This window comes from Vitreimonas sp. (assembly GCF_035627415.1).
Taxonomy (GTDB): Bacteria; Pseudomonadota; Alphaproteobacteria; order Caulobacterales; family Aquidulcibacteraceae; genus Vitreimonas.
Genome location: NZ_DASPLU010000031.1, coordinates 13,135 through 36,076, shown reverse-complemented (window position 1 = coordinate 36,076; position 22,942 = coordinate 13,135). Strand labels below are relative to the sequence as shown.

Sequence of the window (22,942 nt, the reverse complement as noted above, 5' to 3'; positions counted from 1 at the left end):
CCTCCTGTTGACAGCGCCATCATGGACGCGCGAGGCTCTGGCCGAAATGTCAAAGAAGCCTCCTTTTCCGCCAAAGCAGAGGACGATCGAAATCGTCCTCTTCCCCGGCTTCCAGATCATTGATGCGGCCGGGCCGATGGGCGGGTTCGAGATCGCCGCGCGCTTCGTGCGCGGCGCCTATGCGCTGAAGCTGGTCGCGGCCGAGGCGGGGCTCATCCCCTCCTCCGCCGGCGCGCCGATGCCAGCGGAGAAGATCGGCGCCGGCAAGGTGGACACCGTGATCATGGCCGGCGGCCACGGCACGGGCGAAGCGATGAACGATGCGGCGCTGATCGCCGCGGTGAAGCGCGCGCCGAAGCGGGCGCGGCGCGTCGCCAGCGTCTGCTCCGGCGCATTCATCCTGGCGGCGGCGGGCCTGCTCGCGGGCAAGACCTGCACGACGCACTGGCGGCGCGCGCCCCAACTGGCGCGGCTCTTCCCCGACGTGCGCGTGGAGCCCGACCGCATTCATGTGCAGGACGGCGCGATTTGGACTTCGGCGGGCGTGACGGCTGGGATCGATCTCGCGCTCGCCATGATCGAGGAAGATTTGGGCGCGGAGGTCGCCGCCGAGGTGGCGCGCGAGATGGTCTGTTACGCCAAGCGCCCCGGCGGCCAGGCGCAGCACTCCGCGCTGCTCGACATCGACGCGCCGCGCTTTGCGGCGCTCAACGCTTGGATGCGCGATCACCTGGGCGATGATCTCTCGGTGGACGCGCTCGCGGCGCGCGCGGCGATGAGCCCGCGCAATTTCGCGCGGGCCTACGCAACGGAAACGGGCGTCACGCCGGCAAAAGCGGTGGAGCGGCTGCGGGTCGACGCCGCCCGCGCTGCGCTCGCGCAGGGCGGCGCAATCCAGGAGGTCGCGCGCCGCACCGGGTTCGGTGATCCCGAACGCATGCGCCGCGCCTTCATCCGCCTCTATGGCGCGCCCCCTGCCGCGCTGCGGCGGACGCTGCGTTCGGCTTGACGGCGCCTGCGGTTCAGCGGACGACTCGGCGCATGGCAAACACGAACCAGAAGACCATCTTCGTCACCGGCGCAGGCTCCGGCATCGGCCGCGCCACGGCGCAGATCTTCGCCGAGCGCGGCTGGTTCGTCGGCCTTTCCGACATCAACCCGCAGGGGCTCGAGGAAACCGCGGCGATGCTGCCGGAAGGCCAGCGCATCTCGATGATCCTCGACACGCGCGACCGCGCCGCCTGGACGCGCGCGATCGAGACGTTCGGGCAAGTGACCGGCCGGCGCATGGACGTGCTGTTCAATAACGCCGGCGTCGGCCGCGGCGGCTGGATCGAAGAGATGAGCGGCGAGGACATCGATCTGACGCTCGATGTGAACCTGAAGGGCGTGATCAATGGCTGCATCGCCGCGCTACCGCTGTTGAAAGAAGCGCAAGGACGGATCGTCAACGTCGCTTCGGTGGCGGGCGTGTTCGGCGCGCCGAAGCTTGCGGTCTATTGCGCCACCAAGTTCGGCGTGCGCGGTCTCACTGAAGCGCTCGATGTCGAGTATTCGCGCTATGGCGTGCGCGTCGTCAGCCTGATGCCCTGGTTCGTTGACACCGCGATCCTCGATCACCGCGACGTCGCCTCCAACCGCAACATCCGCGACCAGCTCACCGAGAACAAAACGCCGATCTATCCCGTCCGCATGGCCGCCGAACGCGCCTGGGATGCGGCGCACGGGAAAGACATCCACTACATGGTCGGCAAGGAAGCGGAACGCGCCCGCTTCGCGGCGCGCTTCTTCCCGAACGCCATGCGCAATTCGATCAAGAAGACGCTGGTGGATGATTGAGTGAGCTGAGCGCCAATGTGCGCATCGGCACACATTACACCCATCCCCGAGCAGTCCGGGGGCCATAAACACAGCTGCCCGGGACTATACACGAACAGTCGTGTTTATGGGTCCCTGGCTCGACGCTACGCGTCGCCCCGGGAATGGGTGGACCGCTCGATATTTAAGTCGCGACTTCCTCGCCGGTGGCGCTGACGTCTTCGACGCGCGGCGGCGCGGTGGTGATGGGCTCGCCGTTCATGGTCGGCGTCGCGGCGGCGTTCACGTCGATGGTCTCTTCCATCGCCGGATCGACGGCTTCCGGGATCAGCGCATCGGCGGCGCGGCGGCGCACGCCGAAGGCGCCGCGGCGGCGGGCCAACGCTTCCTGATAGACGGCGCGCTCCGAGCCGCGCGGGAAGCGATAGAAGACGTGGCTGCCGACGTTGGTCGTTTCGACCAGGCCCGAATTCCAGACCGGGTTGACGGCGTGGGTGTGATAGTGCGTGGCGCCGCCCGTGATCGGACGGGTGTAGCCCTGCATCACTGCAGTCGCGACGCGCTGAGCGCGCTCCCAGGCGCGGCCGCGCGGGCGATGGTTCAGCGAACCGTCGCAGGTGAAGGTGAACTGGCAGCCGGTGGAACGGTGCGAGCCCTGATAGACGACGCCGCAGATCGAGTTCGGGTAAGCGCGCGAGCGCACCCGGTTCATCACCACTTCGGCGACGGCGACCTGGCCGCGTTGGCTCTCGCCGCGGGCCTCATAGTAAATCGCTTGGCTGAGGCAGGCGTGCTGGCGCGCATCGACGGCCGGCTGCGCCTCCTGGTTTTGCTCCGGCGGCGCGGTGGGACCGCGCAGCACGGCTTGCACCATCATGGCGCGCGCGTCGGCGCTTTCGAACAGCGTCGCTGTACCGCGGGCGCGTAAACCATCATCGGTGCGGAAGGAGGTCAGTTCGACACGGGCGTTCGGTTCTGACGCAAGCAGCTGCTGTTGCAGCTCGGCCTGGAACGCGGTGGAGGTCGCGGCCCATTCTGCGCCTTCGCGCTGCTCAGCGGCGCGGTGCGCGATCACGGGCATCGCGACCGCAGCGGCCGCAAGGCACATGATCGTGGCGGCGCCCTGGCGCACGGCCAGAGGGTTCCTGTCGATCTCCACCATCACTTGGGTCCGAATTCCGTCCGCAAGAATAGCCAGTCGACGCCAGAACAACGTCAAATGCATTAAGCCCCGCTTAACAGCGTGCAGTTTTGGGACAGATCGAGCCCAAGTATCCGCAGCAGCAACAAACCATTTCGCCTTGGCAATAACAGCCGCGGCGACTTGGCGGGGATACAGGACGGGAACCCGAGGGGCGATTGACTTTTTGTTCATAGTCTCGACTGCGCCGCCCTCGACCTGACTTCTCTGGTCCAGCGCGGCGCCTCCGCCACAGGCCACAGGCCCAACCGGGGCATAGCCATGCTCGAAACGTGCCGATTCACCCGTTTGGAGAATTTTTACTTCGATCACCGGGAGGGGTTCGGCCTCTACGTGACGTAGCGGCGCCTGCGACAGTGCGACTGTCCGAAGCGCAGCCGCGTGGGCGCTGTGGCGGGCGATCAGGTGGTTAAGGCGCGGCCCGGAAACCGCACGCCGCGGCCTCGGCCTTACACCGCAGGTGCAGTCAGCAAACGCCAAGTCGCCAGCCCTAAACCGCGGCCTGGCCCCGTTCGTCAGCCAGCCGCCCCAAGACCGCCTGGCGAAAAAGCGAGCCGGGCGCGAACGGAACGGGCGGTAAAGGCTTTGCCGGCGGGTTCGTTCCGGCCGGCCTTCCCAAATTTTTCGCAATCCGGCCGGTCAGCCGCCGCGTTTGCCCAGCGCCGCCTGCGCCGCCGCCAAGCGGGCAATCGGCACGCGGAACGGGGAACAAGAGACGTAATCGAGGCCGACGCGCTCGCAGAACGCGACCGAATCCGGATCGCCGCCATGCTCTCCGCAAATGCCAAGCTTCAGATCTTTCGCCGCGGCGCGGCCGCGTTCGGCGGCGAGCTTGATCATCTCGCCGACGCCATCGGTGTCGATGGTCACGAACGGATCGCGGGCCAACATGCCCTTGTCGACATAAGCCCCCAGGAACTTGCCGGCGTCGTCGCGCGAGAGGCCCATCGTCGTTTGCGTCAGGTCGTTGGTGCCGAACGAGAAGAATTGCGCCGCCTGGGCGATATCGCCGGCGATGATCGCTGCGCGCGGCAGCTCGATCATCGTGCCGACGAGGTACTCGATCTTCCGCCCGCGCTTCTCGAACACGTCCGCTGCTATCGCATCGACGCGCGCGCGCAGCGTCTCCAGCTCTTTGCGGGTGATCACGAACGGGATCATGATTTCCGGAATCGGCGCAGCGCCCTTCTCGGCGACATCGCACGCGGCTTCGAACACGGCGCGCGCCTGCATGTCGTAGATTTCCGGATAGACGATCGCCAGCCGGCAGCCGCGGAAGCCGAGCATCGGATTGCTCTCGGCCAGCTCCTTCGCCCGCGCCAGCAGCGCTTTCGCGTCTAGCCCGGTGGCTTTCGCCACGTCTTCGCAATCTTCTTCGGTGTGCGGCAGGAATTCGTGCAGCGGCGGGTCGAGAAAGCGGATCGTCACCGGGCGCGCGCCCATCGCCTCGAAGATTTCGAGGAAATCCTTGCGCTGGTGCGGGAAGAGTTTGTCGAGCGCAGCGACGCGCGCCTCTTGCTTCTCGGCCAGGATCATCTCGCGCACGGCGGCGATGCGCTCGGCATCGAAGAACATGTGCTCGGTGCGGCAAAGGCCGATGCCCTCAGCGCCGAACTTCACCGCTTGCGCAGCGTCGGCCGGCGTTTCGGCGTTGGCTCGCACCTTCATGCGCCGCGCCTTGTCGGCCCAGCCCATCAGCGTGCCGAAATCGCCGGTCAGCTCCGGCTGCACCATGTCGGCGGCGCCCGCCAAGACTTCACCGGACGAGCCGTCGACCGTGACGGTCTGTCCCGCTTTGATTACCCGGCCGGCGGCGCGGAACTCGCCCGCCTTCATGTCGATGCGGATATCGCCGGCGCCCGAGACGCACGGCCGGCCCATGCCGCGCGCGACCACGGCAGCGTGGCTGGTCATGCCGCCGCGCGCGGTGACGATCGCTTTCGAGGCGTGCATGCCGTGAATGTCTTCCGGGCTCGTTTCCTCGCGCACGAGAATGACGGCTTTGCCTTCGCCGGCGAGCCGCTCGGCTTCGTCGCTGTCGAACACGACGATGCCGACCGCCGCGCCTGGCGAGGCCGGCAAGCCCTTGCAGATCAGGTCGCGCTTGTAGTTCTGCGCGATGGTCGGGTGCAGCAATTGATCGAGCGCCATCGGATCGACGCGCAGCACCGCTTCGTCCTGTGTGATCAGCCCCTCAGCGGCCATATCGACGGCGATCTTCAGCGCAGCTTTCGCGGTGCGCTTGCCGTTGCGGGTTTGCAGCATGTAGAGCCGGCCTTGTTCGACCGTGAACTCCAGGTCCTGCATGTCGCGATAGTGCGCCTCGAGCTTCTGATAGACGCGCACCAGTTCGGCGAACACCGCGGGCATCGCCTCTTCGAGCGACTCGCCGGTCTCCTTCATCTCGATGCGCGCGGCCTTGGTCAGCGCGCGCGGCGTGCGGATGCCGGCGACGACATCCTCGCCCTGCGCGTTGATCAGGAACTCGCCGTAGAACTTCTTCTCGCCCGTGCTCGGATCGCGCGTAAACGCAACGCCGGTGGCCGAGGTGTCGCCCATATTGCCGAACACCATCGCTTGGACGTTGACGGCGGTGCCCCAGCTTTCGGGGATGTTGTTGTGCTTGCGGTAGAAGATCGCGCGATCGTTCATCCAGCTTTGGAAGACGGCGCCGATGGCGCCCCAGAGCTGCTCCTTCGGATCGGCCGGGAACGGCTTGCCGAGTTCACGCTCCACCGCGCGCTTGTATTGCGCGACGACGTCTTTCCAGTCGTCCGCAGAAAGCTCCGTATCGGAGCGATAATCGTTGGTGTCTTTGTGCGTGCCGAGAATTTCCTCGAACACGCCATGCTCCAGTTCGAGCACGACGTCCGAATACATCTGAATGAAGCGGCGATAGCTGTCGTAAGCAAAGCGCGCATCGGCGGAGAGCTTGGCGAGGCCTTCGACGGTTTCGTCGTTTAGGCCAAGGTTCAGCACCGTATCCATCATGCCCGGCATCGAGGCGCGCGCGCCTGAACGCACGGACACGAGCAGCGGGTTTGCAGGATCGCCAAACTTCTTGCCGGTCTTCTTCTCCAGCGCCGCCAGCGCCGCATCAACCTGCCCCGCCAGCTCCGGCGGATAAGCGCGATTGTTCGCATAAAACGCGTTGCAGACTTCCGTCGTCAGCGTGAAGCCGGGCGGCACCGGCAAATCAAGCCGCGCCATCTCGGCCAGGTTCGCGCCCTTGCCGCCGAGCAACGCCTTCAGCGAAGCATCGCCCCCGCTCTCTCCGCCGCCAAACCCGTACACCCACTGCTTTGTCATGGCTCCGAACTCTCGTCTCCCCCGCCCCCTTGCGGGGCGGGGGCCGGGGGGTGGGGGGCGGGAAGGCGCGCATGCACTTCCGAGACGACCCACGCCGGCCGATCCCACACGTCATTGTTCTGGAAACGCAGCACGCGGAAGCCCTGCGTCGCCGCATAGATAGATTTCGCTTTGTCGCTGGCTTGAACATCAGCTCGTTCGTGAATCGAACCATCAAGCTCGATCAACAATCGCGCACCGTAACAGGCGAAGTCGAACACGTAGTCGCCGATAGCGACCTCTTTGCGGAAGCGCGCCTCCTCGATGTCACGCAGCAACAGCCACAATTTCTTCTCAGAAGGCGTCAGCTCTTTGCGCAGCGCCTTCGCGCGCAGCTTCGTGCGCGTGCGATCTTTCTGACGCGCGCCAGCGTTCGGATCAGGCGCCCAGCCGCTTCCGACCTTGCGCGAACGAGCATCCCCTCCTTTTGCTGGGGAGGCAGCCGCGGAGCGGCCGGAGGGGGGGCGGGCCGAAGCGTCGGGCGGTGGAGCGTTTGCGCGCCCCCCACCCCCTGCCCCCGCCCCGCAAGGGGGCGGGGGTGCGTTTGCGCGGCCGGCGCTCATCCTTCAACCTTCGAGAAATCCGCGACCGCGGACAGCGCTTCCCGGAAGCGCGAGAGCAGCAGAAGCCTGTTGCGTCGGACTTGTTCCTCCGGCGCGTTGACCAACACCTTATCGAAAAACGCATCCACCGGCGCGCGAAGCCCCGAGAGGGCTTTCATCGCCGCCGCGAACTCTTCCTTGTCCACAGCCGCGCGCGCTGCAGGCAGCGCTTTCTCCAGCGCTTCATGCAGGGCTTTCTCGGCAGGTTCAGCAAGAAGCTTCGCATCGACTTGGCCTTGAGCCTCGTCCGCGCTCCACTTCCCCTTCTTCTCCTCGGCCGCCAGAATATTCGCCGCGCGCTTATAGCCAGCAAGAAGATTGGCGCCGTCCTCAGTCTTCAAAAACGCATCCAGCGCTTCAACCCGCGCAACGATGCGAACAAGATCATCATCGCCAAGCGCAAATACCGCATCGACCAGATCGTGCCGCTTGCCTTGGTCACGAAGCTGAACTTTGAGGCGATCGGCTAAGAAGGCGAGCAGCGACGACTCCATCTCCTCGATTGGCAGGAAACGCGCGTGCGCCTTCTCCGCAAACTGATCCGTCAGCATCGGCCCGGGGTCGAACGTCTCTGCTCGCCCGGCAAGGACGTTCAAGTTCAAATAGAAGAAGGCATCGCTCTCAGCAGGCTCCTTCATCAATAAAGTTAGATCGTTGTAAGATCTGAAGCTCCCACTTGCCGATCGGAACCTCAAAACCGTCAACTTGCTGAAACGTTCTAGAAACTCTGAATGCGATGAGCCCAGGGCACTTCGGACCGACATTCTGACGTCCCGGTCGATTACCAATCTCGCGAACCCCAGCGCCGCACGCCGTAGCGCAAACGGATCACTGCTGCCCGTCGGCTTCTCATCAATCGCCCAGAAGCCAACAAGCGTATCCAGCTTATCCGCCAGCGCGAGCGTCACCGCGACAGGATCGCTCGGCACGCGGTCGTTCGGGCCGAGCGGGCGGTAGTGATCTTCGATGGCGGCGGCGATGGACTGATCTCCTCCTCCCCCTTGCGGGGAGGAGGCCGGGAGGTGGGGGGCGTTCAAACGCTCAGGCGCCGGAGCGTCGGCACGCCCCCCCTCACCCTGCCCTCTCCCCCGCGAGGGGGGAGAGGGTTCTTGGCCGACTTCGAGCAAATAAAGCTGACGCCCCACCTGCCCTTGCAGTTCCGGAAACTCGCCGACCGTCTCCGTCACCAAATCCATCTTGCAAAGCTCTGCCGCGCGTTCGACCAGCGCCCGATCCGCGCCCGTCACCGCACACAACTCGCCCGCCAGCGCCTTCACGCGCTCGACCTTATCCCACACCGAGCCGAGCTTCTGGTGAAACACGATCTTCTTCAGCTTCTCGCGCCGCTCTTCGGTGAACAGCGTCGTCTTCTTATCCGTATCCCAGAAGAACCGCGCATCGTTCAGCCGCGCGCTCAGCACGCGCGCATTGCCGGCGGCGATCGCCTTGCCGCCGTCTTTCGCTTCGACGTTCGCGACCGTCACGAAATGCGGCGCGAGCTTGCCGCTCTTCGGATCGCGCACCGCGAAATACTTTTGGTGCGTGCGCATCGAAAGCCGGATCACCTCACCCGGCAGATCGAGGAACGCCGGGTCCATGTCGCCCAACAGCACGACCGGCCATTCCACCAGCCCCGCCACTTCTTCCAAGAGGCCGATATCGTCCACCAATTCCAGCCCGCGCGCCGCGCAAACGTTCTTCGCGTCTTCCAAAATCCGAGCCTTGCGCGCTTCGCGGTCGATCTCGACCTTGGCCGCGCGCAGCCTGGCGGCGTGATCGGCCGCATTCTTCGGCTCGATCGGCGCCGGCGCATGGAAGCGATGGCCCCAGGTCAGGTTCTGACTCGGCACGTTCTCGATGCCGATGGCGACATGCTTGCCGCCGAATAGGCAGAGAATGTTCTGCAGCGGCCGCACCCAGGTGAGATCGCTCGTCCCCGAGCGCATCGATTTCGGCCACGGAAACGCGCGCACGATCTCCGGCACGATCTCCTGCACGATCGCGCCGGTCTCGCGCCCCGCGCGCTCGGTCCGCGCGACATAGAAGGCGCCCTTCTTGTCCTCGACGATTTGCGCCTGATCGATCGACGTGAGGCCTGCCCCTTTCAAAAAGCCTTGGATCGCCTGATCCGGCGCGCCGACGCGCGGGCCTTTACGCTCCTCATTCACGTCCGCCGCCTTCGCCGGCAGATCGTCGATCACGGCGCCGATGCGGCGGGGGCTGGAGAACGTCTTGATCGCCTTCGCTTCAAGCCCATGCACCCTGAGCTTTTCGGCGAGCGCACGCGCCAGATCCTCCTCCGCGCGCTTCTGCATGCGGGCCGGGATTTCTTCGGAGAAAAATTCGAGGAGGAGCTGGGGCATTAGCGTTCTTCTCCGGAACGCGCGCCTTCCGGAATCGCCTTTCGAGACTTCTTCTTCACCGCTGGCGCGCGCACCTCCTCCGGCCGCTGCGCGGCCACCTCCTCCATCGAGGAGGAGGTTAGGTGCGCGTTGGCTGCTTGGATGCGTGTGGTCTCTTGCTCGCGCCAGCGCTGCATGCGCGCCCGCGCCGGCGTTTCGCCGGCAGCCTGGTGAATGGAGCGCCAGACACCGTCGCGATCACTGATCGCTTCATTATTCCAAAAACGCAGCACGCGATAACCTTGGCCGTTCAGCATCACCGTACGTTGAGCATCGTGCTCGGTTTGCTCGGGAGACCCGTGCTGGGCGCCGTCAATCTCAACGACGAGACGCGCCGGGTGCGACACGAAATCGAGGATATAGTCTCGAAACACTGTTTGACGGCGCGAATAGAGTGCAACCAACTCGCCCTCGTGCAATATCCGCCACGTCGCCTTCTCATGCGGCGTCATCTCGCGACGCATTTCCTTCGCACGCTTGCGCAGCCAAGCGCGAGCCCCCCGCTCCTCCTCGATGGAGGAGCTGTCATCGCGCAGCGATGACTGAGGAGGTGAGGCCCGCCGGCCCTTGGGATTGGCCTCGTAAGGTGCCGTTTTCTCATCCTGCGGCGTCATGCTTGTGACTCCGCCCACGCCACCGCACAGCCCTTCGCCAACTCGCGCACGCGGGCGATGAAGCTTTGCCGCTCGGTCGGCGACACCACGCCGCGCGCATCCAGCAGATTGAACAGGTGCGAGGCCTTCAGCGTGTAGTCGAACGCGGGCAGCACGGCGCCTTCACCGAGCAAACGCTTTGCCGTCGCTTCCGCATCATTGAACCAGCGCAAATTCTGCTCTGGATCGCTGAGTTCGAAATTGAAGCGCGATTGCTGGCGCTCGTTTTCCAGGAACACGTCGCCATAGGTCAGCGGCGTGGCGCTATCGGGATCGTTGAACGGCAAGTCGAACACGCGGTCGACGCCGAACACATACATCGCCAAGCGCTCTAGCCCGTAAGTCAGCTCCCCGCTCACGGGCTTCACATCCAAACCGCCGACTTGCTGGAAGTAGGTGTACTGCGACACCTCCATGCCGTCGCACCAGACTTCCCAGCCCAGCCCCCAGGCGCCGACCGTCGGGTTCTCCCAATCGTCCTCGACGAAGCGAATATCGTGCAGCAGCGGGTCGATTCCGATGGCGGCGAGCGAGTTGAGATAAAGCTGCTGCAGGTCCGGCGGGTTCGGCTTCAGGATCACCTGATACTGATAATAGTGCTGCAGCCGGTTCGGGTTCTCGCCATAGCGGCCGTCCTTGGGCCGGCGCGAGGGCTGCACGTAGGCCGCGCGCCAGGGCTTCGGGCCAAGCGAGCGCAGCGTCGTAGCGGGGTGCAGCGTGCCGGCGCCGACCTGCTCGTCATACGGCTGCAGGATCGCGCAGCCCTGCTCGGCCCAGTAATTCTGGAGCGTCAGGATCACGTCCTGGAAGCAGCGCGGCGGCTTTGAAGGCATGGGCCGTGGCCTAGCCGCGCTGACCGGCGCCCGCAAGTGTGCTATATATCAACACCATGACCGACCTTGCCCCCGCGCCCGTCCGCATGACCGGGACAGAGTTCGACCGCCTGATGGAAGGCGGCGGCTCGGCGGCGCTCGGTCGAATCGAATTGCGACGGGGGGTGCTGGTTCAGATGTCGCCGGAATATCTCCCCCACGGTCGCTTCAAAGCCTGGCTGTTCAAAACCCTGGACGCGGCGATTGCGGCGGCGCGTTCACCCTACGCAATCGACATCGAAGTAACTGTTCGTTTCCCCGGCCGCTTCCGCCCGTCGCCGGACGTCACGGTGTGGGACGGCGGCCCGCTCAAGGGCCCGATCCCCGGCGAGAAGGCGCGGCTCTGCGTCGAAGTGTCGGACGACACCTTCGCCGACGATATCGGCGCCAAGCGCATCGAATACGCCGAGGCCGGACTGCCCGAATATTGGGTGCTCGATGTCAACGCGCGCGCGGTGCATCGCTTCTGGCAGCCGCACGAGGGCGACTACGCCAAGCGTGACATCATCCGCGCCGGCGAAGCGCTGACGAGCGCGACGCTTGCAGGCATCGCGCTCGCCTTCGATCCGCCGGTCGTGGGCGTCTAGCGCAGGAAATCCGCCACGGCCGCCTGGAACGCCCCCGGCTGGTCGAACATCACGAAGTGGTAGGCGCCGTCGATACGGACGAAGCGAACGTTCGCGGCGCCGGCATACCCACCGCGATAGAGGCCGTCGATCATGGCTTCCGGACCCATCGCCGGGTCGTAGGCATAGACTACGGTCAGCGGCGTTGCGACGCTCGCGACCTCGCCGCGCAGATCGGTGGTCATCACTTCGTACATGGCTTGCGCGAAGGTGGCGCGGTTGGAGGCTGCGCTCCAGGCGACGATCTCGGCGCGCCGCTCCGGCGTTCTCACCAGCCGGCCGACGCCTGCGTTTTGCTGCGCCAGGAAGCTTGCATCGTCCAGCGCCGCGATCTGGTCGCGCATCGCGCGCGCCTGCGGCTCGACGTTCGCGGCCGTTGCCTGCGGGCTGAACATGGCGCTGAAGAACGGCAGCGAGTCGACGATCATCACCCTGCCGACGCGCTCGGGATGGCGGCGCGCCAGCATCAGGCCGGAGAAGCCGCCCATGGAATGGCCGATGACGGCGGGGCGCTGAAGCTCGTTGGCTTCGATGTACGCCGCGAGCTCCTCTACAAACGGGGCGATCACTTCGCCGGCCGGAGCGCCGACCGGTTCGCCGGCGAAGCCGGCCAGTTGTACGAGATGCACGCGGTGATCGGCGGCGATGACTTCGATCTGGCCGTTCCACACGTCGCGGCTCGAGCCGAGTCCCGGTATGAGGATCACGTCCGGCCCTTCTCCGCGCACTTCGACGGTGAATCGCGTCGGCGCGAATGTCTCCGCAGCGGCCGGCTGCAGGGCACCGCCGATCAAGAACGCGGCCAGCGATGCGATGGCAAGTTTTCTGCTGATTTCGAACATTGGGCGATCCCCTCTCACTCTCGAGCTTGCTGCACGCGTTCGACCCGGACGCCGCGGGCGCGGAGTTGCGCGATGAGGCCGTCGGGACCGTAGAGATGGCCTGAGCCGACCGCGACGAAATCGACGCCGGCGCCGTCGAGCTCCTGAGAGAGCACCTCCATCCAGGCGTTGTTGCGACCGACGAAGAAGAGCTGATAGAGGTCCGGATAGGTCGTGCGGGTTTCGGTGACGATCTGGGCTTCGAGTGCGGCGGTATCGCCGCGATCCCAGGCGGCGGAGATCCCGTTCACGAGCGCGACGCCCTCTTCTGCGCCTTCGAGCGACTGGCGCAGCCAGGCGATTTGGGTCTCCTCATCCCAATTCGCGAAGAAGCCGATCTGCTGCTCAGGCGTTTCGAACGAGCGCAGCGTTTTCTGATGTTCGCCCGCCCAGGCGACGATCGCGCGATCGACGCCGGCTTGCGGATCGTATCCCGCCTGCATCATCGGCATGACGGAGAGTGTGAGCGCGGCCATCCAGGGATGCATGCGATCGAGCGCTTGGATCGGGATGCCGAAGCGCTGGCTGAGCGCGGCGAGACGCTGGCGATCTTCCTCATTGAGATGCGTGGAGAGCGGCGTGTCCGGCGACATGCCGTGGCGCATCGCTTCGGTCTGTGCACGCGCTTGGGCGGCAGGATCGAGATCGACTTCGGTCCAGATTTCCTCCGACTGCACGAGCGCGGCTTCGACGTGCGGGCCGCCCCAGGGATCGCCGGCGCGGCGGAGGTGGATGGTGCCGTAGAGGTACATGGTGGAGTCGGCGTCGCGGGCGACGAAGAGCGCGGGGGCTGCGCCGGCAATGTCGTTCGGGGCCGGCGTGCTGGCGCAGGCGGCGAGGAATGCGACGGCCAAAGCGGCCAGCAGTGTGCGTGCGATGGACATGGTCCCTCCTTCGCGCTTCACGCGCGCAACAATTTCAAGATTCGCGGATCGGTTAGCGGCGGCGCAGCCAGTACGCGGCCCACCAAAGCGTGAAGCCGATCACCATCAGCAGCGGCGTCGTCATCATGCCGGTGAGAAAGCTGGTCATCGGATCGGGATCGACCCAGCGCATCAAAGCTTCCTGCATGAACCCGGGCCGCTGGCCGGCGAAGGCGATCGGCAATTGGATCAAGAGGATTGCAGCCAGGCCGAGCATGCTGCCCCAATACCAGGCGATGTACTGCGCCTGCTTGGCGACCTCGTCGAGCGTATTGAACTGAGCCACCGCCAGCGCGCAGAACGCCACCAACAGCGCCAGCATCGGCCAATGCGTGTCGATATCCGTCATCCGCGCGATCACCGCGCAGGCCGCCATGCCCAAACCGATGACGATCATCAGGTTGCGCAGGAGCGCGCGGCGCTTGTTTTGCGAGGCAGGAAGGATCGCTGTCATTTGAATCACTCTTACTCAGCAGCCTGCGCCGCTTCGTCGGCGCTGAAGATTTGTTCGATGGCAAGGCCGAACACGGCGGCGATCTTGAAAGCGAGCGGCAGCGAAGGATCGTACTTGCCGGTCTCGATCGCGTTCACGCTCTGGCGTGAGACGTCGAGCTTGTCGGCGAGATCCGCCTGGCTCCAGTTGCGCTCGGCGCGCAGGACCTTGAGACGGTTTCTCATGGCTGGCTCGTCTCACTCTTGCCGCGACCGAACAGGCGCCGCTTCCAGCGGCCGATCGCTTCGCGGCGCTTGGCGAGGAAGCCCCAGCCGAACACGCCGGCGGCGGTCCACATCAGCACTTCGAGGCTGACGCCGGCCACCGTCGCGGCGCCCATGACCAGGGGCACGTTCGAGCGATAAAGAATGACGATCACCACCGCGCCGGCGCATGCAAGCAGCGCAAAGGTCAGCGCCACGCTCAGGATCAGCCAGCGCGCCTTGCGGCCGCGTTGGTCGACATTTCGTGGTTCGGCGCTCATTTGTAACGCCTCCGCACGAAAATGGTCGCAACGCCCCACACCGCGCTGAAGGCCGGAAACACCCACAGCAGCGGCACGTGCGGGAAGTCCGCCCATTCCTCCAAAAAGCCGTAGGCGAAGCTGCCGAACACGACGAAGGCGCTGGCGATGATCAGCGCCTCACTCTGCAGGCGGCGTTGAAACTCATCCATTGACCGCGTGAAGACGATATAGGCGCGCAGCATCAGCAGCGCGGGCGCGACTGGAGCCAGCGAGAGCACGATCACCGCCCATTGCGGCAGTTCGACCTCGCGGATCGCCAGCGCCGCACTGAACACCAGGGCGACGTAGATCGCGCCGCTGATCGCAATGTCGCGCCGGTAGCGCTTGGCGGCGTCCTTGTTCGAAAATTCGCATGTCATCGCTCGTGTCCTCAGAAATTCAGTTCGATCGTCGCCCCGGCGACGCTGGCGCTGAGTTCGAAGCCGAGCGGCGCGAACGCCACCTCGAGCGTCCAATCCGCCGGGCTTGCGCCCGCCGCCACGAGCAGCGCCACCGCCACACTCGCCGCGACCGCCGCCCAGCTCAGTTCCCGCTCTTCCATCTGACCCTCCATCGGACAAGCGACCTTGCCCCGATGACAAGGAGAGTTGTCACATCCGGCTCGATAAGTCAAGCGCCCTTGTCCAAAAGTCGACAATCCCCGACAGCGCCTCCCGTTTGCGTCCCGCAACGAATCCGGACCATGTTCGGCCCATGGCGATTTGTGGGATCGACGAGGCGGGGCGCGGGCCCCTGGCCGGGCCGGTGGTGGCCGCGGCGGTGATCCTGCCTGCCAAAGGCCGCCCGAAAGGTCTCGACGATTCCAAGCAGCTCACGGCCGAGGCGCGCGAAGAGCTGGCGGTCAAAATCCGCGCCGTCGGCATCGTCGCGGTCGGCGTCGCCAGTGTCGAGGAAATCGACACGCTGAACATCCTGCGCGCCTCGCACTTGGCCATGCGGCGCGCGTTCGACGCGCTTCCGCAAACGCCGATCGCCGCGCTGGTCGACGGCAACATGTCGCCCGACCTCCCCTGCCCGGTCGAATGGGTCATCGACGGCGACGTGATCGTGCCGCTGGTTTCAGCCGCCTCCATCATCGCCAAGGTCGAGCGCGACCGGATGATGAACGAGCTGTGCGCGCAATTTCCAGGCTATGCGTTCTCGAAGCACAAGGGCTATTCAACGCCCGAGCATCAGGACGCGCTGAAACGGCTAGGCCCGTGCGCTATCCATCGCCGCAGTTTCAAGCCGGTGCAGCTGGCGATGGAAATGCGTCTCGCCGGCTGAGCGCCGTTTACTTGCGCCGCGCCGCCCTTATGTTCCGCGCCATGACGACTGGGGACGCAAGCGGGGCAATGCCCGTCAAGGACATCTCGGCAAAGATCGTCTGGATCGCATGTGCGGCGCTCTGGGCGGCGCTGATCGCCATCGCCTTGCTCGAGCCGACCATTCTCGAAGGACCGCCGACGCGGCTCGGCCGCAATCACGAACTTGGTCTGCTGGAGACGCTGCAGAACATCATGCTGCTCAGCGCTCTGATTGTGACGCTGACGACGATCCCGCGCGCGAACGACAGGCTGTTGCGCGGCTGGCTGATTCTAATTGCGCTCGGCACGTTCTGGCTGCTTGGCGAAGAGATCAGCTGGGGTCAGCATTATTTTAGCTGGGAGACCGGCGGCTGGTTCGCGGAAATGAACGACCAGGGCGAAACCAACATCCACAACACGCCGGACGGCTGGTTCGATCAGAAGCCGCGCGCGATCCTGCTGTTTGGCATGATCCTCGGCACGATCGTGCATCCGTTGGTGAAGCGGTTTCGCAACGGGCGCGGGCTGTTCGATCGGCCCTGGTGGCTGGCGCCGACGCTCGCCAGTCTGGCGCCGGTCGTGTTCTCGCAGATCGCCGCGCTGCCCGAGCGTATCGACGACCTGAACCTCCTCGCGATCTCGGTCCAGGACATCTTCCGCTATCGATCGAGCGAGATGGAGGAAGTATTTCTCTACGTCTTCTTCATCACCTACACGCTTTCGCTCGGCCATCGGCTGAAGCAGCGCAAGGCGTTGGGGATAAGCCCCGCCGACTGATCATTCTTTATGGTTAACGACTTGCAGACTCTTGATTCGCGAGTCCGGTCAAGAGAGAATCCCCTGCTCGCGACGGCTCTTTGAGCGCGTCCGCGCTCGGGGGACCAATGGCGCGCCATTTCAAAGACAAGATCATCGAAGGCGATTGCATCGAGGAGCTGAAGAAGCTCGCCGACGGCAGCGTCGATCTCGTATTCGCCGATCCGCCCTATTTCATGCAACTCGGCGGCGCGCTGACGCGTCCTGACCAATCCAACGTCGATGGCGTCGACGATGAGTGGGACAAGTTCGAGGACTTCGCCGCCTATGACGCCTTCACCCGCGCCTGGCTGAGCGAAGCGCGGCGGGTGCTGAAGCCGAACGGCGCGATCTGGGTGATCGGGTCCTATCACAACGTCTTCCGCCTCGGCGCGGCGATGCAGGACCTCGGCTTCTGGATCCTGAACGACATCGTCTGGCGCAAAACCAACCCAATGCCGAATTTCAAAGGCACACGTTTCACCAACGCGCACGAAACTTTGATCTGGGCCGCGCGCTCGAAGGAAGCGAAATACACCTTCCACTACGACGCGCTGAAGATGCTGAATGACGATCTGCAGATGCGCTCGGACTGGACACTGCCGATCTGCACCGGCCAAGAGCGGCTGAAGAACCGCGAAGGCCGCAAGCTGCATTCGACGCAGAAGCCGGAAGCGCTGCTGCACCGCGTCGTGCTGGCCACCACCAAGCCGGGCGAAGTGATCCTCGATCCCTTCTTCGGCACCGGCACCACCGGCGCGGCCGCCAAGCGTCTGGGCCGCCACTATATCGGCATCGAGCGCGATCCCGAGTACGCGGAAGGCGCCCGCGCGCGATTAAAGAAAATCAAACCAGCCTCGATCGAAGATCTGGCCGTGACCAAATCCAAGAAAGAAGAACCGCGCGTGCCGTTCGGCCAAGTGATCGAAGCCGGCTTCATTCATCCGGGCTCTTGGCTCGTCGCGCCCAACGGCAAACGCGCGCGCGTCCGCGCCGACGGCTCGCTCGCGCTCGGCGAGGCGACCGGCTCGATCCATCGCATCGGCGCGATCGCATCGGACGCGCCGGCCTGCAACGGCTGGACCTTCTGGAGCCTGGAAACGAAGAAGGGTCCGCAGCCGATCGACCACTTCCGCCGCGAAATCCGCCGCCAAATGGCGATGTCGCCCGGCGCATAATGCCCGCGTAGCCGCAACCGGCCGAAAGCGAAGCAGTCCCCGATCCGCCGGCGGCGCTGGGATTGGCGGCGTGTTTTAGGCGGCCTTGGCGAGCTCTTCCGAAATCTGGCCCTACTCGCCTTCGGCGTGCCGTTTATTGAGCCGTTCTTGAGCGGCAGCCCCACAGATACCGCCCGCGCAGCAGGCGGCATAGGGATTGGTTTGGCATTTCTCGTGATCGCGCTTATCTTCGATCATGAAGAAGGGATTGAGATGCATCCCGTGGACGCCTTCCTGCTCGCCATCAGCGCCATCTTCATCCCGCTTGGTTTGCTCGTCGCGTACCTGGCGCATCGGCAACGACTGGAAGACGAAGCTGAAGAAGACGCTCGCGATCCGCACGGAACGCCCGCGGAGTAACACCGCAGTAATCTCCGCGCATCCATCGCATGCGCACTGCGCTTCGTCGCATGCGCTGCAGTTCGACACATCCATGATGCAAACGCCGCGCATCTCCCACGTGCGGGTATCGAACACATGGGAGTCCGACATGCGCCGCATGTTCACAATCTTCATCGCCCTCGCCGTGCTGACGCCGCTCAACGCCACCGCGCAAGAACGCATGAGCGATCAGCGCTATCTCGCTGCGTCCGAGTGCCTGGCGTACGGCGACTTGCCGTCGCTGAGCGGCGATCCTGTCGATCTCAGCGGTTTGCGCACGGCTGTCGGCGAAGGCTTCCGCAGCCAGGCGATCGCCGGCGAGGCGCGCGACCAGACGCGCCGCGTCCGCGCCCGCGCCAACGGCATGGCCCGCAGCGAAAGCGGCCTCGCCGAACTGCGCGAACGCCGCGACGTCGCATGCGCCAGCTTCGTCGAGCGCGGACTGGTGCAAGTCGGCGGCTCTGGCGCTTCGTAGCGCTGGCGGCTGACGGGTTCTCGCCTCCCCTAACAGGCGGAGGCGAGCGCCCCGCCGGGCGGATGTGATTGACGCCGCGCCAGCGGCGCTTAAACCTCGCCCGGAATGGCCGAGAAACAGGACCTTCAGAACGTCGAAGCGGCGCTGGGCAAGGCCGAGCTGATGGCCGCGCTTTCCGACGCCACGCGTGCGCGGCTCGCCAAACAGGGCCAGCCCTGCACCGTCGAGCCCGGCAAGCTCCTGTTCGCCAAGGGCGACAAGGGCGATGCGCTCTATGTTTTGCTCGAGGGCGAAGTCGAAGTCCGCAGCTCGACGGAAGCCGGCAAGGATATCCGCATCGCGTCGCTGAAGCCGCCGGCCGTGATCGGAGAGATGGCCGTGCTCGACGGCGGCCTACGCTCGGCCGATATCTGCGCCATCCGCAAGTCGCGCTTCCTGCGCATCCATCGCGACCAGGCGCTGAGCGCGCTCGAGAGCGAACCCAAGGCGCTGTTGAAGCTCGTCTCCGAGATGAGCCGGCGCCTGCGTCACGCCGACGCTGCGCTCGAAGACGCGCACACGCTCGATCTCGGCGGGCGCCTCGCGCAGCGTCTGCTTGAAGAAGCCGGCGACGGCGCTTCGGTGACGCTGACGCAAACCGAACTCGCCCGCCGCATCGGCGCCTCGCGCGAAAAGGTGAACCGCAAGCTGCACGAATGGGTCGATGAAGGCTGGATCAGCATGGGCCGCGCCGGCATCAAGCTGGTGGCGCGCGACAAGCTCAAAGCGCTGATTCAGGAAGCGCGGGCGACTTAGCGCTCGAGTGTCCGCCTTCGACAAGCTCAGGCTGACGCTTCAACGACCAAACACGCGCCTCTCACCCTGAGCCCTCGAAGGGCGACGCGCGCACCGATCGTGCGTGACTCGAGTCACGGCGCCCTGCCCCGCGCACCGCTACCTTCTCCTCATCGAACACGACATCCGTTCCGGGGAGAGCCAAATGACCGCCACTTTCGCCACCAAGCTCAGCAGCCTCGTTCTGGCCGCCGCCTTCTTCCTTCCTGCGGCGCTGGCCACATTGAACCAAGCTGCGCTGATCGTCGCGTAAGAGCCGACGCGACCGATCGACAAAGCAAGGACGCGGCCCCGCCGCGTCCTTCGCTTTTGCTGGAACTGGACCCGGCGGGCGCCCGTTAGGCGGCCATGCCGCACGGGGCCGTACCGGACAAAGGAACCTTCACCAGCCGCGTCGCCATCGTCGTGTTCGCGGCGCTCTTGATCGCGCTCGTCATCGCGCTGCGGCACGTGCTGCTGTTGGTATTTGGCGCGGTGCTGATCGCCGTCGGGCTGCGCGGCCTCGCCGGCGCGATCCAACGCCGCGCACGCCTGACCAAAGCCGGGGCGATGGTCGTCGCCGGGCTCATCGTCCTCGGCGCTCTCGGCGGGCTGTTCTACCTGCTCGGCGCACAGATCGCAGCGCAGATTTCACAACTGACGGAAACGCTGCCCGCCGCCTGGAGCAGCTTCCGCGAACGCATCGATCAGAACGAGTTCGCCTCGAGCGTCGTCGGAGAATTGCAAGGCGCGTTCAGCGGAACGAATGGCAGCCAGCTCGGCGCCTATGCGAGCCGCATCGGCGCGTTCACGATGAGCGCCGCGGGCGCGACGCTCGAACTCTTCCTGGTCATCGTCGGCGGCGTCTTCTTCACGGTGAACCCCAACGCCTATGTGGACGGCGCGCTGACGCTCGCGCCGAAACAGCACCGCGACAACATCCGCGAAGCGCTCGGCGCTTCCGCGCATGCGCTGCGGCGCTGGCTGCTCGGCACGCTTCTTTCCATGGCATTCATAGCCGTCACGGTCAGCATCGGCCTATGGGCGCTCGGGGTGCCCGCGTTTCTGGCGCTTGGCTTGCTCTGCGGTCTCGCGCAGTTCGTACCGCTGATCGGCCCGATCCTCGCGGCGGTGCCAGGCGTTCTGCTCGCGCTCACCGTGGGCCCTCAAACGGCGCTGTGGGCGACATTGCTCTATTTCATCACAGCGCAGGTGGAAGCGAACCTGCTGACGCCGATGATCCAGCAACGCGCCGTTTCGCTGCCGCCGGGGCTTTTGCTGTTCGGCGTCATCGCCGGCGCGCTGTTGCTCGGGCCGCTCGGCGCGCTGTTCGCGACGCCGCTCATCGTCGTCATCGCCGTGTTCGTGGTGATCTTCTATGTGCGCGGCGTCTTGGGCGACGCGGACGCCAAGGCGCCCGGCGCCTGAGCCGTCCACGGCGTCAGCCGCGGCAGCCAGCGGCCGACATTCTCGCAATAGGCGGCGTACGCCTCGGGAAAGCTCTTCTTCAGCTTCGGCTCCTCGTAGCCGAGCACGAAGAAATGGAAGATCAGCGCTATCAGAACGGCGTAGGCCAACAAGCCGGCGTTGGCGAACACCAGCATCTGGCCGACGATCGCCAGCAGCACGCCCAGATACATCGGATTGCGGACGTAGCGATAAAGGCCGCTGACGACGAGCTCGCCGGTCGGTGCGATCGGCGCGGGCGTGCCGCCTTTCAAGGCAAAGCGCATGAAACAATCGACGAGCGCCGCGAACCCCGCCGCCGTCAGCGCCGTTCCGACGATCGTCAGCTGCAGCGAAGCGTCCTCGCCCGGGCGCCAGCGCGTGATCAGCCACGGAATCAGTCCCGCCACCACTACGGGCGCGGCGAGGAAGAACGCCGCCGAGCCGATGAACGCCTCCCGCGCCGTCATCCGCGGCTCGCCGCTTCGCGCCGGGAGAGGCTCTCGGCCGGCCATTCCTGCTTCATGTCGTAGAACACCTCGAACGCGCGCGCGCCTTCGGGGAGCTTCACCCAAGGGACTTTGCTCTTGGTGAAGATGTGCGCGTCGGGCTCAATTGCGTGCGGCTGGTCGAGGGTGGCGACACGCACGAACCGCAGATACGGCCTGCGCCCGTAATCGCTCCACACCGCGACTTCGCACTGACTGCAGCGATAAATGTCATGGCCGCGGCCGCTCGGGCTCGGCATTTCGACGCGCCTTGGTTCGCCCGCGAGCATCTCGATCCGCGCCGTTTCGATCAGCGCATTGATCGCGAACGCGCCGCCAGTCTGTTTCTGGCAATCGAGGCAATGGCAGCAATGCGTGAACAGCGGCCGCGACGCCAGGCGATAGCGCACCGCACCGCAAGAACAGCCGCCTTCGAACACTTCGGTCATTGTCTGCGCTCCAATGCGGCGGCGATGCGCTCGAGAGCTTCAGTGTTTCGGCGCGTGAGTTCGAGCATTCGGCCCTGAATGCTGCTCGGGCTCTTCATGCGCCACATGAAGAAAAACCACGCGCCAATGAGCAGCAACATCGGCAAAAGGCCCAAGAAGATGTCGCCGATCGTAGGTCCCATCACTCTCTCCCCGCCATCGCCGCCTTCTTGAACACGGTCGGCAGCGCGCTTGCATCATCCCACCAGCCGTTGCCTCCAGGCGCGGCATCGGCCGCATATACATCAAGCGTCAGCGCGAAGTGCGTGAAAACGTGCTCGACCGCGCCGACCTTCTTCCACCGCCCCTCTGCCGGCGCGTGCGCGAGCGCTTCGGCGCGCGTCCATTTGGTGGCGCGCCACGCCGTCGTCGGCAGCGCCGCCATGCCGCCGAGCAGGCCCTTGTCCGGCCGGCGTACGAGCCACAGCGCGCCGTTTCGTTCGATGCGGAACGCGGCGCCGTAGCGGCGCGGCCGTTCGGCCTTCGTCGGGCGGCGAGGAAAGGTTTCGGGCGCGCCGGCCGCGAACGCCGCACAGGCGTTCATCCAGGGGCAGCCTCCGCACTTCGGCGCCTTCGGCGTGCAGACCGTGGCGCCCAGATCCATCAAGGCCTGGGCCCAGTCGCCGGGCCGCTCGGCGGTGACGAGTTCGCCCGCCAGCGCGCGCAATTCGGCTTTGGCCCCGGGCAGCGGCGCCGCGACGGCGCGGAGGCGGGAGATCACCCGCTCGACGTTCCCGTCGACCACGTTGGCGGGCTGGTCGAACGCGATCGCGGCGATGGCGGCGGCGGTGTAGGGCCCCACGCCCGGGAGCGTCCGCCAGCCGGCTTCGTCGGCCGGGAACCCCTGCTCGGCTAACACCTGCGCCGCCGCGTGCAGGTTGCGGGCGCGGGAGTAGTAGCCGAGCCCCGCCCAGGCCCCGAGCAGCTCGTCTCGCGGCGCGGCGGCCAGCGCCGCGACGGTCGGCCAGCGCGCCAAGAATCGCTCGAAATACGGGCCGACGGCGGCGACCGTGGTCTGCTGCAGCATGATCTCGGAGAGCCAGACTCGGTACGGGTCTGCCGCTCTGCCGCGCACCCGCCAGGGCAACGTCCGGCCGTTCTGGTCGTACCACGAGAGCAATGATTTCCGCAGGTTATCCCGAGTCGTGGATAGTTTACCCACAGGGGTCGGCGGGCGGCGGGCAAGCGCGGGCATGGGGCGTCTTTAC

Annotated in this window: 27 protein-coding genes; 9 read left to right on the top strand and 18 right to left on the bottom strand. The window is 65.6% G+C overall.

Annotation, left to right across the window (positions count from 1 at the left end):
- Positions 1-46: 46 nt before the first annotated feature.
- Positions 47-1,009 carry a GlxA family transcriptional regulator gene (locus tag VEA80_RS16195; protein ID WP_325061811.1) on the top strand — a complete coding sequence of 321 codons (963 nt, stop codon included), beginning with the start codon at positions 47-49 and terminating at the stop codon, positions 1,007-1,009.
- Positions 1,010-1,041: 32 nt separating this feature from the next.
- The gene (locus VEA80_RS16190) at positions 1,042-1,839 is read left to right on the top strand and encodes an SDR family oxidoreductase (RefSeq protein ID WP_325061810.1); all 798 of its coding nucleotides are present in this window, start codon (positions 1,042-1,044) and stop codon (positions 1,837-1,839) included.
- A gap of 163 nt (positions 1,840-2,002) precedes the next feature.
- Here VEA80_RS16190 and VEA80_RS16185 read toward each other — a convergent pair whose 3' ends face one another.
- The 6 genes from VEA80_RS16185 to VEA80_RS16160 form a co-directional block, all read right to left on the bottom strand.
- Positions 2,003-3,043 (bottom strand): cell wall hydrolase, encoded by a 1,041-nt coding sequence (locus VEA80_RS16185; protein WP_325061809.1) that lies wholly within the window; start codon positions 3,041-3,043, stop codon positions 2,003-2,005.
- 615 nt (positions 3,044-3,658) lie between these two features.
- Positions 3,659-6,328 carry a pyruvate, phosphate dikinase gene (ppdK, locus tag VEA80_RS16180; RefSeq protein WP_325061808.1) on the bottom strand — a complete coding sequence of 890 codons (2,670 nt, stop codon included), beginning with the start codon at positions 6,326-6,328 and terminating at the stop codon, positions 3,659-3,661.
- Positions 6,325-6,654, bottom strand: a complete 330-nt coding sequence (locus tag VEA80_RS20495; protein ID WP_349257275.1) for an endonuclease domain-containing protein — start codon at positions 6,652-6,654, stop codon at positions 6,325-6,327. The genes ppdK and VEA80_RS20495 overlap by 4 nt, the downstream gene beginning before the upstream one ends.
- A gap of 272 nt (positions 6,655-6,926) precedes the next feature.
- On the bottom strand, positions 6,927-9,332 hold the full coding sequence (gene glyS / locus VEA80_RS16170; protein ID WP_325061806.1) for a glycine--tRNA ligase subunit beta: 2,406 nt from the start codon (positions 9,330-9,332) through the stop codon (positions 6,927-6,929).
- Positions 9,332-9,985 carry an endonuclease domain-containing protein gene (locus VEA80_RS16165; RefSeq protein ID WP_325061805.1) on the bottom strand — a complete coding sequence of 218 codons (654 nt, stop codon included), beginning with the start codon at positions 9,983-9,985 and terminating at the stop codon, positions 9,332-9,334. Before VEA80_RS16165 ends, glyS begins: the two co-directional genes overlap by 1 nt.
- Positions 9,982-10,857 carry a glycine--tRNA ligase subunit alpha gene (locus tag VEA80_RS16160; protein ID WP_325061804.1) on the bottom strand — a complete coding sequence of 292 codons (876 nt, stop codon included), beginning with the start codon at positions 10,855-10,857 and terminating at the stop codon, positions 9,982-9,984. The genes VEA80_RS16165 and VEA80_RS16160 overlap by 4 nt, the downstream gene beginning before the upstream one ends.
- Before the next feature lie 56 nt (positions 10,858-10,913).
- Here VEA80_RS16160 and VEA80_RS16155 point away from each other — a divergent pair, with 56 nt between their 5' ends.
- On the top strand, positions 10,914-11,483 hold the full coding sequence (locus tag VEA80_RS16155; protein WP_325061803.1) for a Uma2 family endonuclease: 570 nt from the start codon (positions 10,914-10,916) through the stop codon (positions 11,481-11,483).
- On the opposite strand, the gene VEA80_RS16150 is transcribed toward VEA80_RS16155, so the two are convergent.
- From VEA80_RS16150 to VEA80_RS16120, 7 genes are read right to left on the bottom strand one after another with little or no spacing between them, the layout of a single operon-like run.
- A complete protein-coding gene (locus VEA80_RS16150; protein ID WP_325061802.1) occupies positions 11,480-12,364 on the bottom strand; it encodes an alpha/beta hydrolase in 885 nt (294 codons plus the stop codon). The genes VEA80_RS16155 and VEA80_RS16150 overlap by 4 nt on opposite strands.
- 14 nt (positions 12,365-12,378) lie before the next feature.
- Positions 12,379-13,287, bottom strand: coding sequence for a TraB/GumN family protein (locus tag VEA80_RS16145; protein WP_325061801.1), 909 nt, complete (start codon positions 13,285-13,287; stop codon positions 12,379-12,381).
- A 52-nt stretch (positions 13,288-13,339) separates the two neighbouring features.
- Entirely contained in the window at positions 13,340-13,780 is a 441-nt protein-coding gene (locus tag VEA80_RS16140) for a hypothetical protein (protein ID WP_325061800.1), read from the bottom strand.
- Between the two features lie 11 nt (positions 13,781-13,791).
- Positions 13,792-14,004, bottom strand: coding sequence for a helix-turn-helix transcriptional regulator (locus tag VEA80_RS16135; protein ID WP_325061799.1), 213 nt, complete (start codon positions 14,002-14,004; stop codon positions 13,792-13,794).
- Positions 14,001-14,303 (bottom strand): hypothetical protein, encoded by a 303-nt coding sequence (locus VEA80_RS16130; RefSeq protein ID WP_325061798.1) that lies wholly within the window; start codon positions 14,301-14,303, stop codon positions 14,001-14,003. Before VEA80_RS16130 ends, VEA80_RS16135 begins: the two co-directional genes overlap by 4 nt.
- Positions 14,300-14,704, bottom strand: a complete 405-nt coding sequence (locus tag VEA80_RS16125; protein WP_325061797.1) for a hypothetical protein — start codon at positions 14,702-14,704, stop codon at positions 14,300-14,302. Before VEA80_RS16125 ends, VEA80_RS16130 begins: the two co-directional genes overlap by 4 nt.
- Before the next feature lie 11 nt (positions 14,705-14,715).
- Positions 14,716-14,886, bottom strand: coding sequence for a hypothetical protein (locus tag VEA80_RS16120; protein WP_325061796.1), 171 nt, complete (start codon positions 14,884-14,886; stop codon positions 14,716-14,718).
- 152 nt (positions 14,887-15,038) lie between these two features.
- On the opposite strand from VEA80_RS16120, the gene VEA80_RS16115 reads away from it, so the two are divergent.
- The 3 genes from VEA80_RS16115 (at position 15,039) to VEA80_RS16105 (ending at position 17,604) form a co-directional block, all read left to right on the top strand.
- Positions 15,039-15,611, top strand: coding sequence for a ribonuclease HII (locus VEA80_RS16115; RefSeq protein WP_325061795.1), 573 nt, complete (start codon positions 15,039-15,041; stop codon positions 15,609-15,611).
- Between the two features lie 68 nt (positions 15,612-15,679).
- On the top strand, positions 15,680-16,408 hold the full coding sequence (locus VEA80_RS16110; protein ID WP_325061794.1) for a hypothetical protein: 729 nt from the start codon (positions 15,680-15,682) through the stop codon (positions 16,406-16,408).
- Between the two features lie 107 nt (positions 16,409-16,515).
- The gene (locus VEA80_RS16105; protein ID WP_325061793.1) at positions 16,516-17,604 is read left to right on the top strand and encodes a site-specific DNA-methyltransferase; all 1,089 of its coding nucleotides are present in this window, start codon (positions 16,516-16,518) and stop codon (positions 17,602-17,604) included.
- Positions 17,605-17,715: 111 nt separating this feature from the next.
- On the opposite strand, the gene VEA80_RS16100 is transcribed toward VEA80_RS16105, so the two are convergent.
- Positions 17,716-18,159 carry a hypothetical protein gene (locus VEA80_RS16100; RefSeq protein WP_325061792.1) on the bottom strand — a complete coding sequence of 148 codons (444 nt, stop codon included), beginning with the start codon at positions 18,157-18,159 and terminating at the stop codon, positions 17,716-17,718.
- Between VEA80_RS16100 and VEA80_RS16095 the strand changes: the two genes are divergently transcribed.
- From VEA80_RS16095 to VEA80_RS16085, 3 genes are all read left to right on the top strand, one after another.
- Positions 18,134-18,499: a hypothetical protein gene (locus VEA80_RS16095; RefSeq protein WP_325061791.1), complete on the top strand. Its 366-nt coding sequence runs from the start codon at positions 18,134-18,136 to the stop codon at positions 18,497-18,499. The two genes, VEA80_RS16100 and VEA80_RS16095, sit on opposite strands and share 26 nt — an antisense overlap.
- Positions 18,500-18,604: 105 nt before the next feature.
- Positions 18,605-19,294 (top strand): Crp/Fnr family transcriptional regulator, encoded by a 690-nt coding sequence (locus VEA80_RS16090; protein WP_325061790.1) that lies wholly within the window; start codon positions 18,605-18,607, stop codon positions 19,292-19,294.
- 387 nt (positions 19,295-19,681) lie between these two features.
- Positions 19,682-20,740: an AI-2E family transporter gene (locus VEA80_RS16085; protein WP_325061789.1), complete on the top strand. Its 1,059-nt coding sequence runs from the start codon at positions 19,682-19,684 to the stop codon at positions 20,738-20,740.
- Here the strand turns inward: VEA80_RS16085 and VEA80_RS16080 are convergent.
- The 4 genes from VEA80_RS16080 to mutY are packed head-to-tail and all read right to left on the bottom strand — an operon-like array spanning position 20,689 to position 22,929.
- Positions 20,689-21,228: an isoprenylcysteine carboxylmethyltransferase family protein gene (locus VEA80_RS16080; protein ID WP_325061788.1), complete on the bottom strand. Its 540-nt coding sequence runs from the start codon at positions 21,226-21,228 to the stop codon at positions 20,689-20,691. The genes VEA80_RS16085 and VEA80_RS16080 overlap by 52 nt on opposite strands.
- Positions 21,225-21,695, bottom strand: a complete 471-nt coding sequence (locus tag VEA80_RS16075) for a GFA family protein (protein WP_325061787.1) — start codon at positions 21,693-21,695, stop codon at positions 21,225-21,227. Before VEA80_RS16075 ends, VEA80_RS16080 begins: the two co-directional genes overlap by 4 nt.
- Positions 21,692-21,877 (bottom strand): hypothetical protein, encoded by a 186-nt coding sequence (locus VEA80_RS16070; protein ID WP_325061786.1) that lies wholly within the window; start codon positions 21,875-21,877, stop codon positions 21,692-21,694. Before VEA80_RS16070 ends, VEA80_RS16075 begins: the two co-directional genes overlap by 4 nt.
- Positions 21,877-22,929 (bottom strand): A/G-specific adenine glycosylase, encoded by a 1,053-nt coding sequence (gene mutY / locus VEA80_RS16065; RefSeq protein ID WP_414731519.1) that lies wholly within the window; start codon positions 22,927-22,929, stop codon positions 21,877-21,879. Before mutY ends, VEA80_RS16070 begins: the two co-directional genes overlap by 1 nt.
- Between the last annotated feature and the right edge of the window lie 13 nt (positions 22,930-22,942).

Coding starts and splice junctions, on each gene's coding strand:
- VEA80_RS16145 (WP_325061801.1), bottom strand. CDS start 13,287: ATGTCCATCGCACGCACACTGCTGGCCGCTTTGGCCGTCGCATTCCTC.
- VEA80_RS16085 (WP_325061789.1), top strand. CDS start 19,682: ATGCCGCACGGGGCCGTACCGGACAAAGGAACCTTCACCAGCCGCGTC.
- VEA80_RS16130 (WP_325061798.1), bottom strand. CDS start 14,303: ATGAGCGCCGAACCACGAAATGTCGACCAACGCGGCCGCAAGGCGCGC.
- VEA80_RS16190 (WP_325061810.1), top strand. CDS start 1,042: ATGGCAAACACGAACCAGAAGACCATCTTCGTCACCGGCGCAGGCTCC.
- mutY (WP_414731519.1), bottom strand. CDS start 22,929: ATGCCCGCGCTTGCCCGCCGCCCGCCGACCCCTGTGGGTAAACTATCC.
- VEA80_RS16195 (WP_325061811.1), top strand. CDS start 47: ATGTCAAAGAAGCCTCCTTTTCCGCCAAAGCAGAGGACGATCGAAATC.
- VEA80_RS16135 (WP_325061799.1), bottom strand. CDS start 14,004: ATGAGAAACCGTCTCAAGGTCCTGCGCGCCGAGCGCAACTGGAGCCAG.
- VEA80_RS16095 (WP_325061791.1), top strand. CDS start 18,134: ATGCGCCGCATGTTCACAATCTTCATCGCCCTCGCCGTGCTGACGCCG.
- VEA80_RS16125 (WP_325061797.1), bottom strand. CDS start 14,704: ATGACATGCGAATTTTCGAACAAGGACGCCGCCAAGCGCTACCGGCGC.
- VEA80_RS16105 (WP_325061793.1), top strand. CDS start 16,516: ATGGCGCGCCATTTCAAAGACAAGATCATCGAAGGCGATTGCATCGAG.
- VEA80_RS16150 (WP_325061802.1), bottom strand. CDS start 12,364: ATGTTCGAAATCAGCAGAAAACTTGCCATCGCATCGCTGGCCGCGTTC.
- VEA80_RS16075 (WP_325061787.1), bottom strand. CDS start 21,695: ATGACCGAAGTGTTCGAAGGCGGCTGTTCTTGCGGTGCGGTGCGCTAT.
- VEA80_RS16100 (WP_325061792.1), bottom strand. CDS start 18,159: ATGAAGATTGTGAACATGCGGCGCATGTCGGACTCCCATGTGTTCGAT.
- VEA80_RS16185 (WP_325061809.1), bottom strand. CDS start 3,043: ATGCATTTGACGTTGTTCTGGCGTCGACTGGCTATTCTTGCGGACGGA.
- VEA80_RS16070 (WP_325061786.1), bottom strand. CDS start 21,877: ATGGGACCTACGATCGGCGACATCTTCTTGGGCCTTTTGCCGATGTTG.
- VEA80_RS16120 (WP_325061796.1), bottom strand. CDS start 14,886: ATGGAAGAGCGGGAACTGAGCTGGGCGGCGGTCGCGGCGAGTGTGGCG.
- VEA80_RS16140 (WP_325061800.1), bottom strand. CDS start 13,780: ATGACAGCGATCCTTCCTGCCTCGCAAAACAAGCGCCGCGCGCTCCTG.
- VEA80_RS16165 (WP_325061805.1), bottom strand. CDS start 9,985: ATGACGCCGCAGGATGAGAAAACGGCACCTTACGAGGCCAATCCCAAG.
- VEA80_RS16090 (WP_325061790.1), top strand. CDS start 18,605: ATGGCCGAGAAACAGGACCTTCAGAACGTCGAAGCGGCGCTGGGCAAG.
- VEA80_RS16110 (WP_325061794.1), top strand. CDS start 15,680: ATGCCCGTCAAGGACATCTCGGCAAAGATCGTCTGGATCGCATGTGCG.
- VEA80_RS16115 (WP_325061795.1), top strand. CDS start 15,039: ATGGCGATTTGTGGGATCGACGAGGCGGGGCGCGGGCCCCTGGCCGGG.
- ppdK (WP_325061808.1), bottom strand. CDS start 6,328: ATGACAAAGCAGTGGGTGTACGGGTTTGGCGGCGGAGAGAGCGGGGGC.
- glyS (WP_325061806.1), bottom strand. CDS start 9,332: ATGCCCCAGCTCCTCCTCGAATTTTTCTCCGAAGAAATCCCGGCCCGC.
- VEA80_RS16160 (WP_325061804.1), bottom strand. CDS start 10,857: ATGCCTTCAAAGCCGCCGCGCTGCTTCCAGGACGTGATCCTGACGCTC.
- VEA80_RS16155 (WP_325061803.1), top strand. CDS start 10,914: ATGACCGACCTTGCCCCCGCGCCCGTCCGCATGACCGGGACAGAGTTC.
- VEA80_RS16080 (WP_325061788.1), bottom strand. CDS start 21,228: ATGACGGCGCGGGAGGCGTTCATCGGCTCGGCGGCGTTCTTCCTCGCC.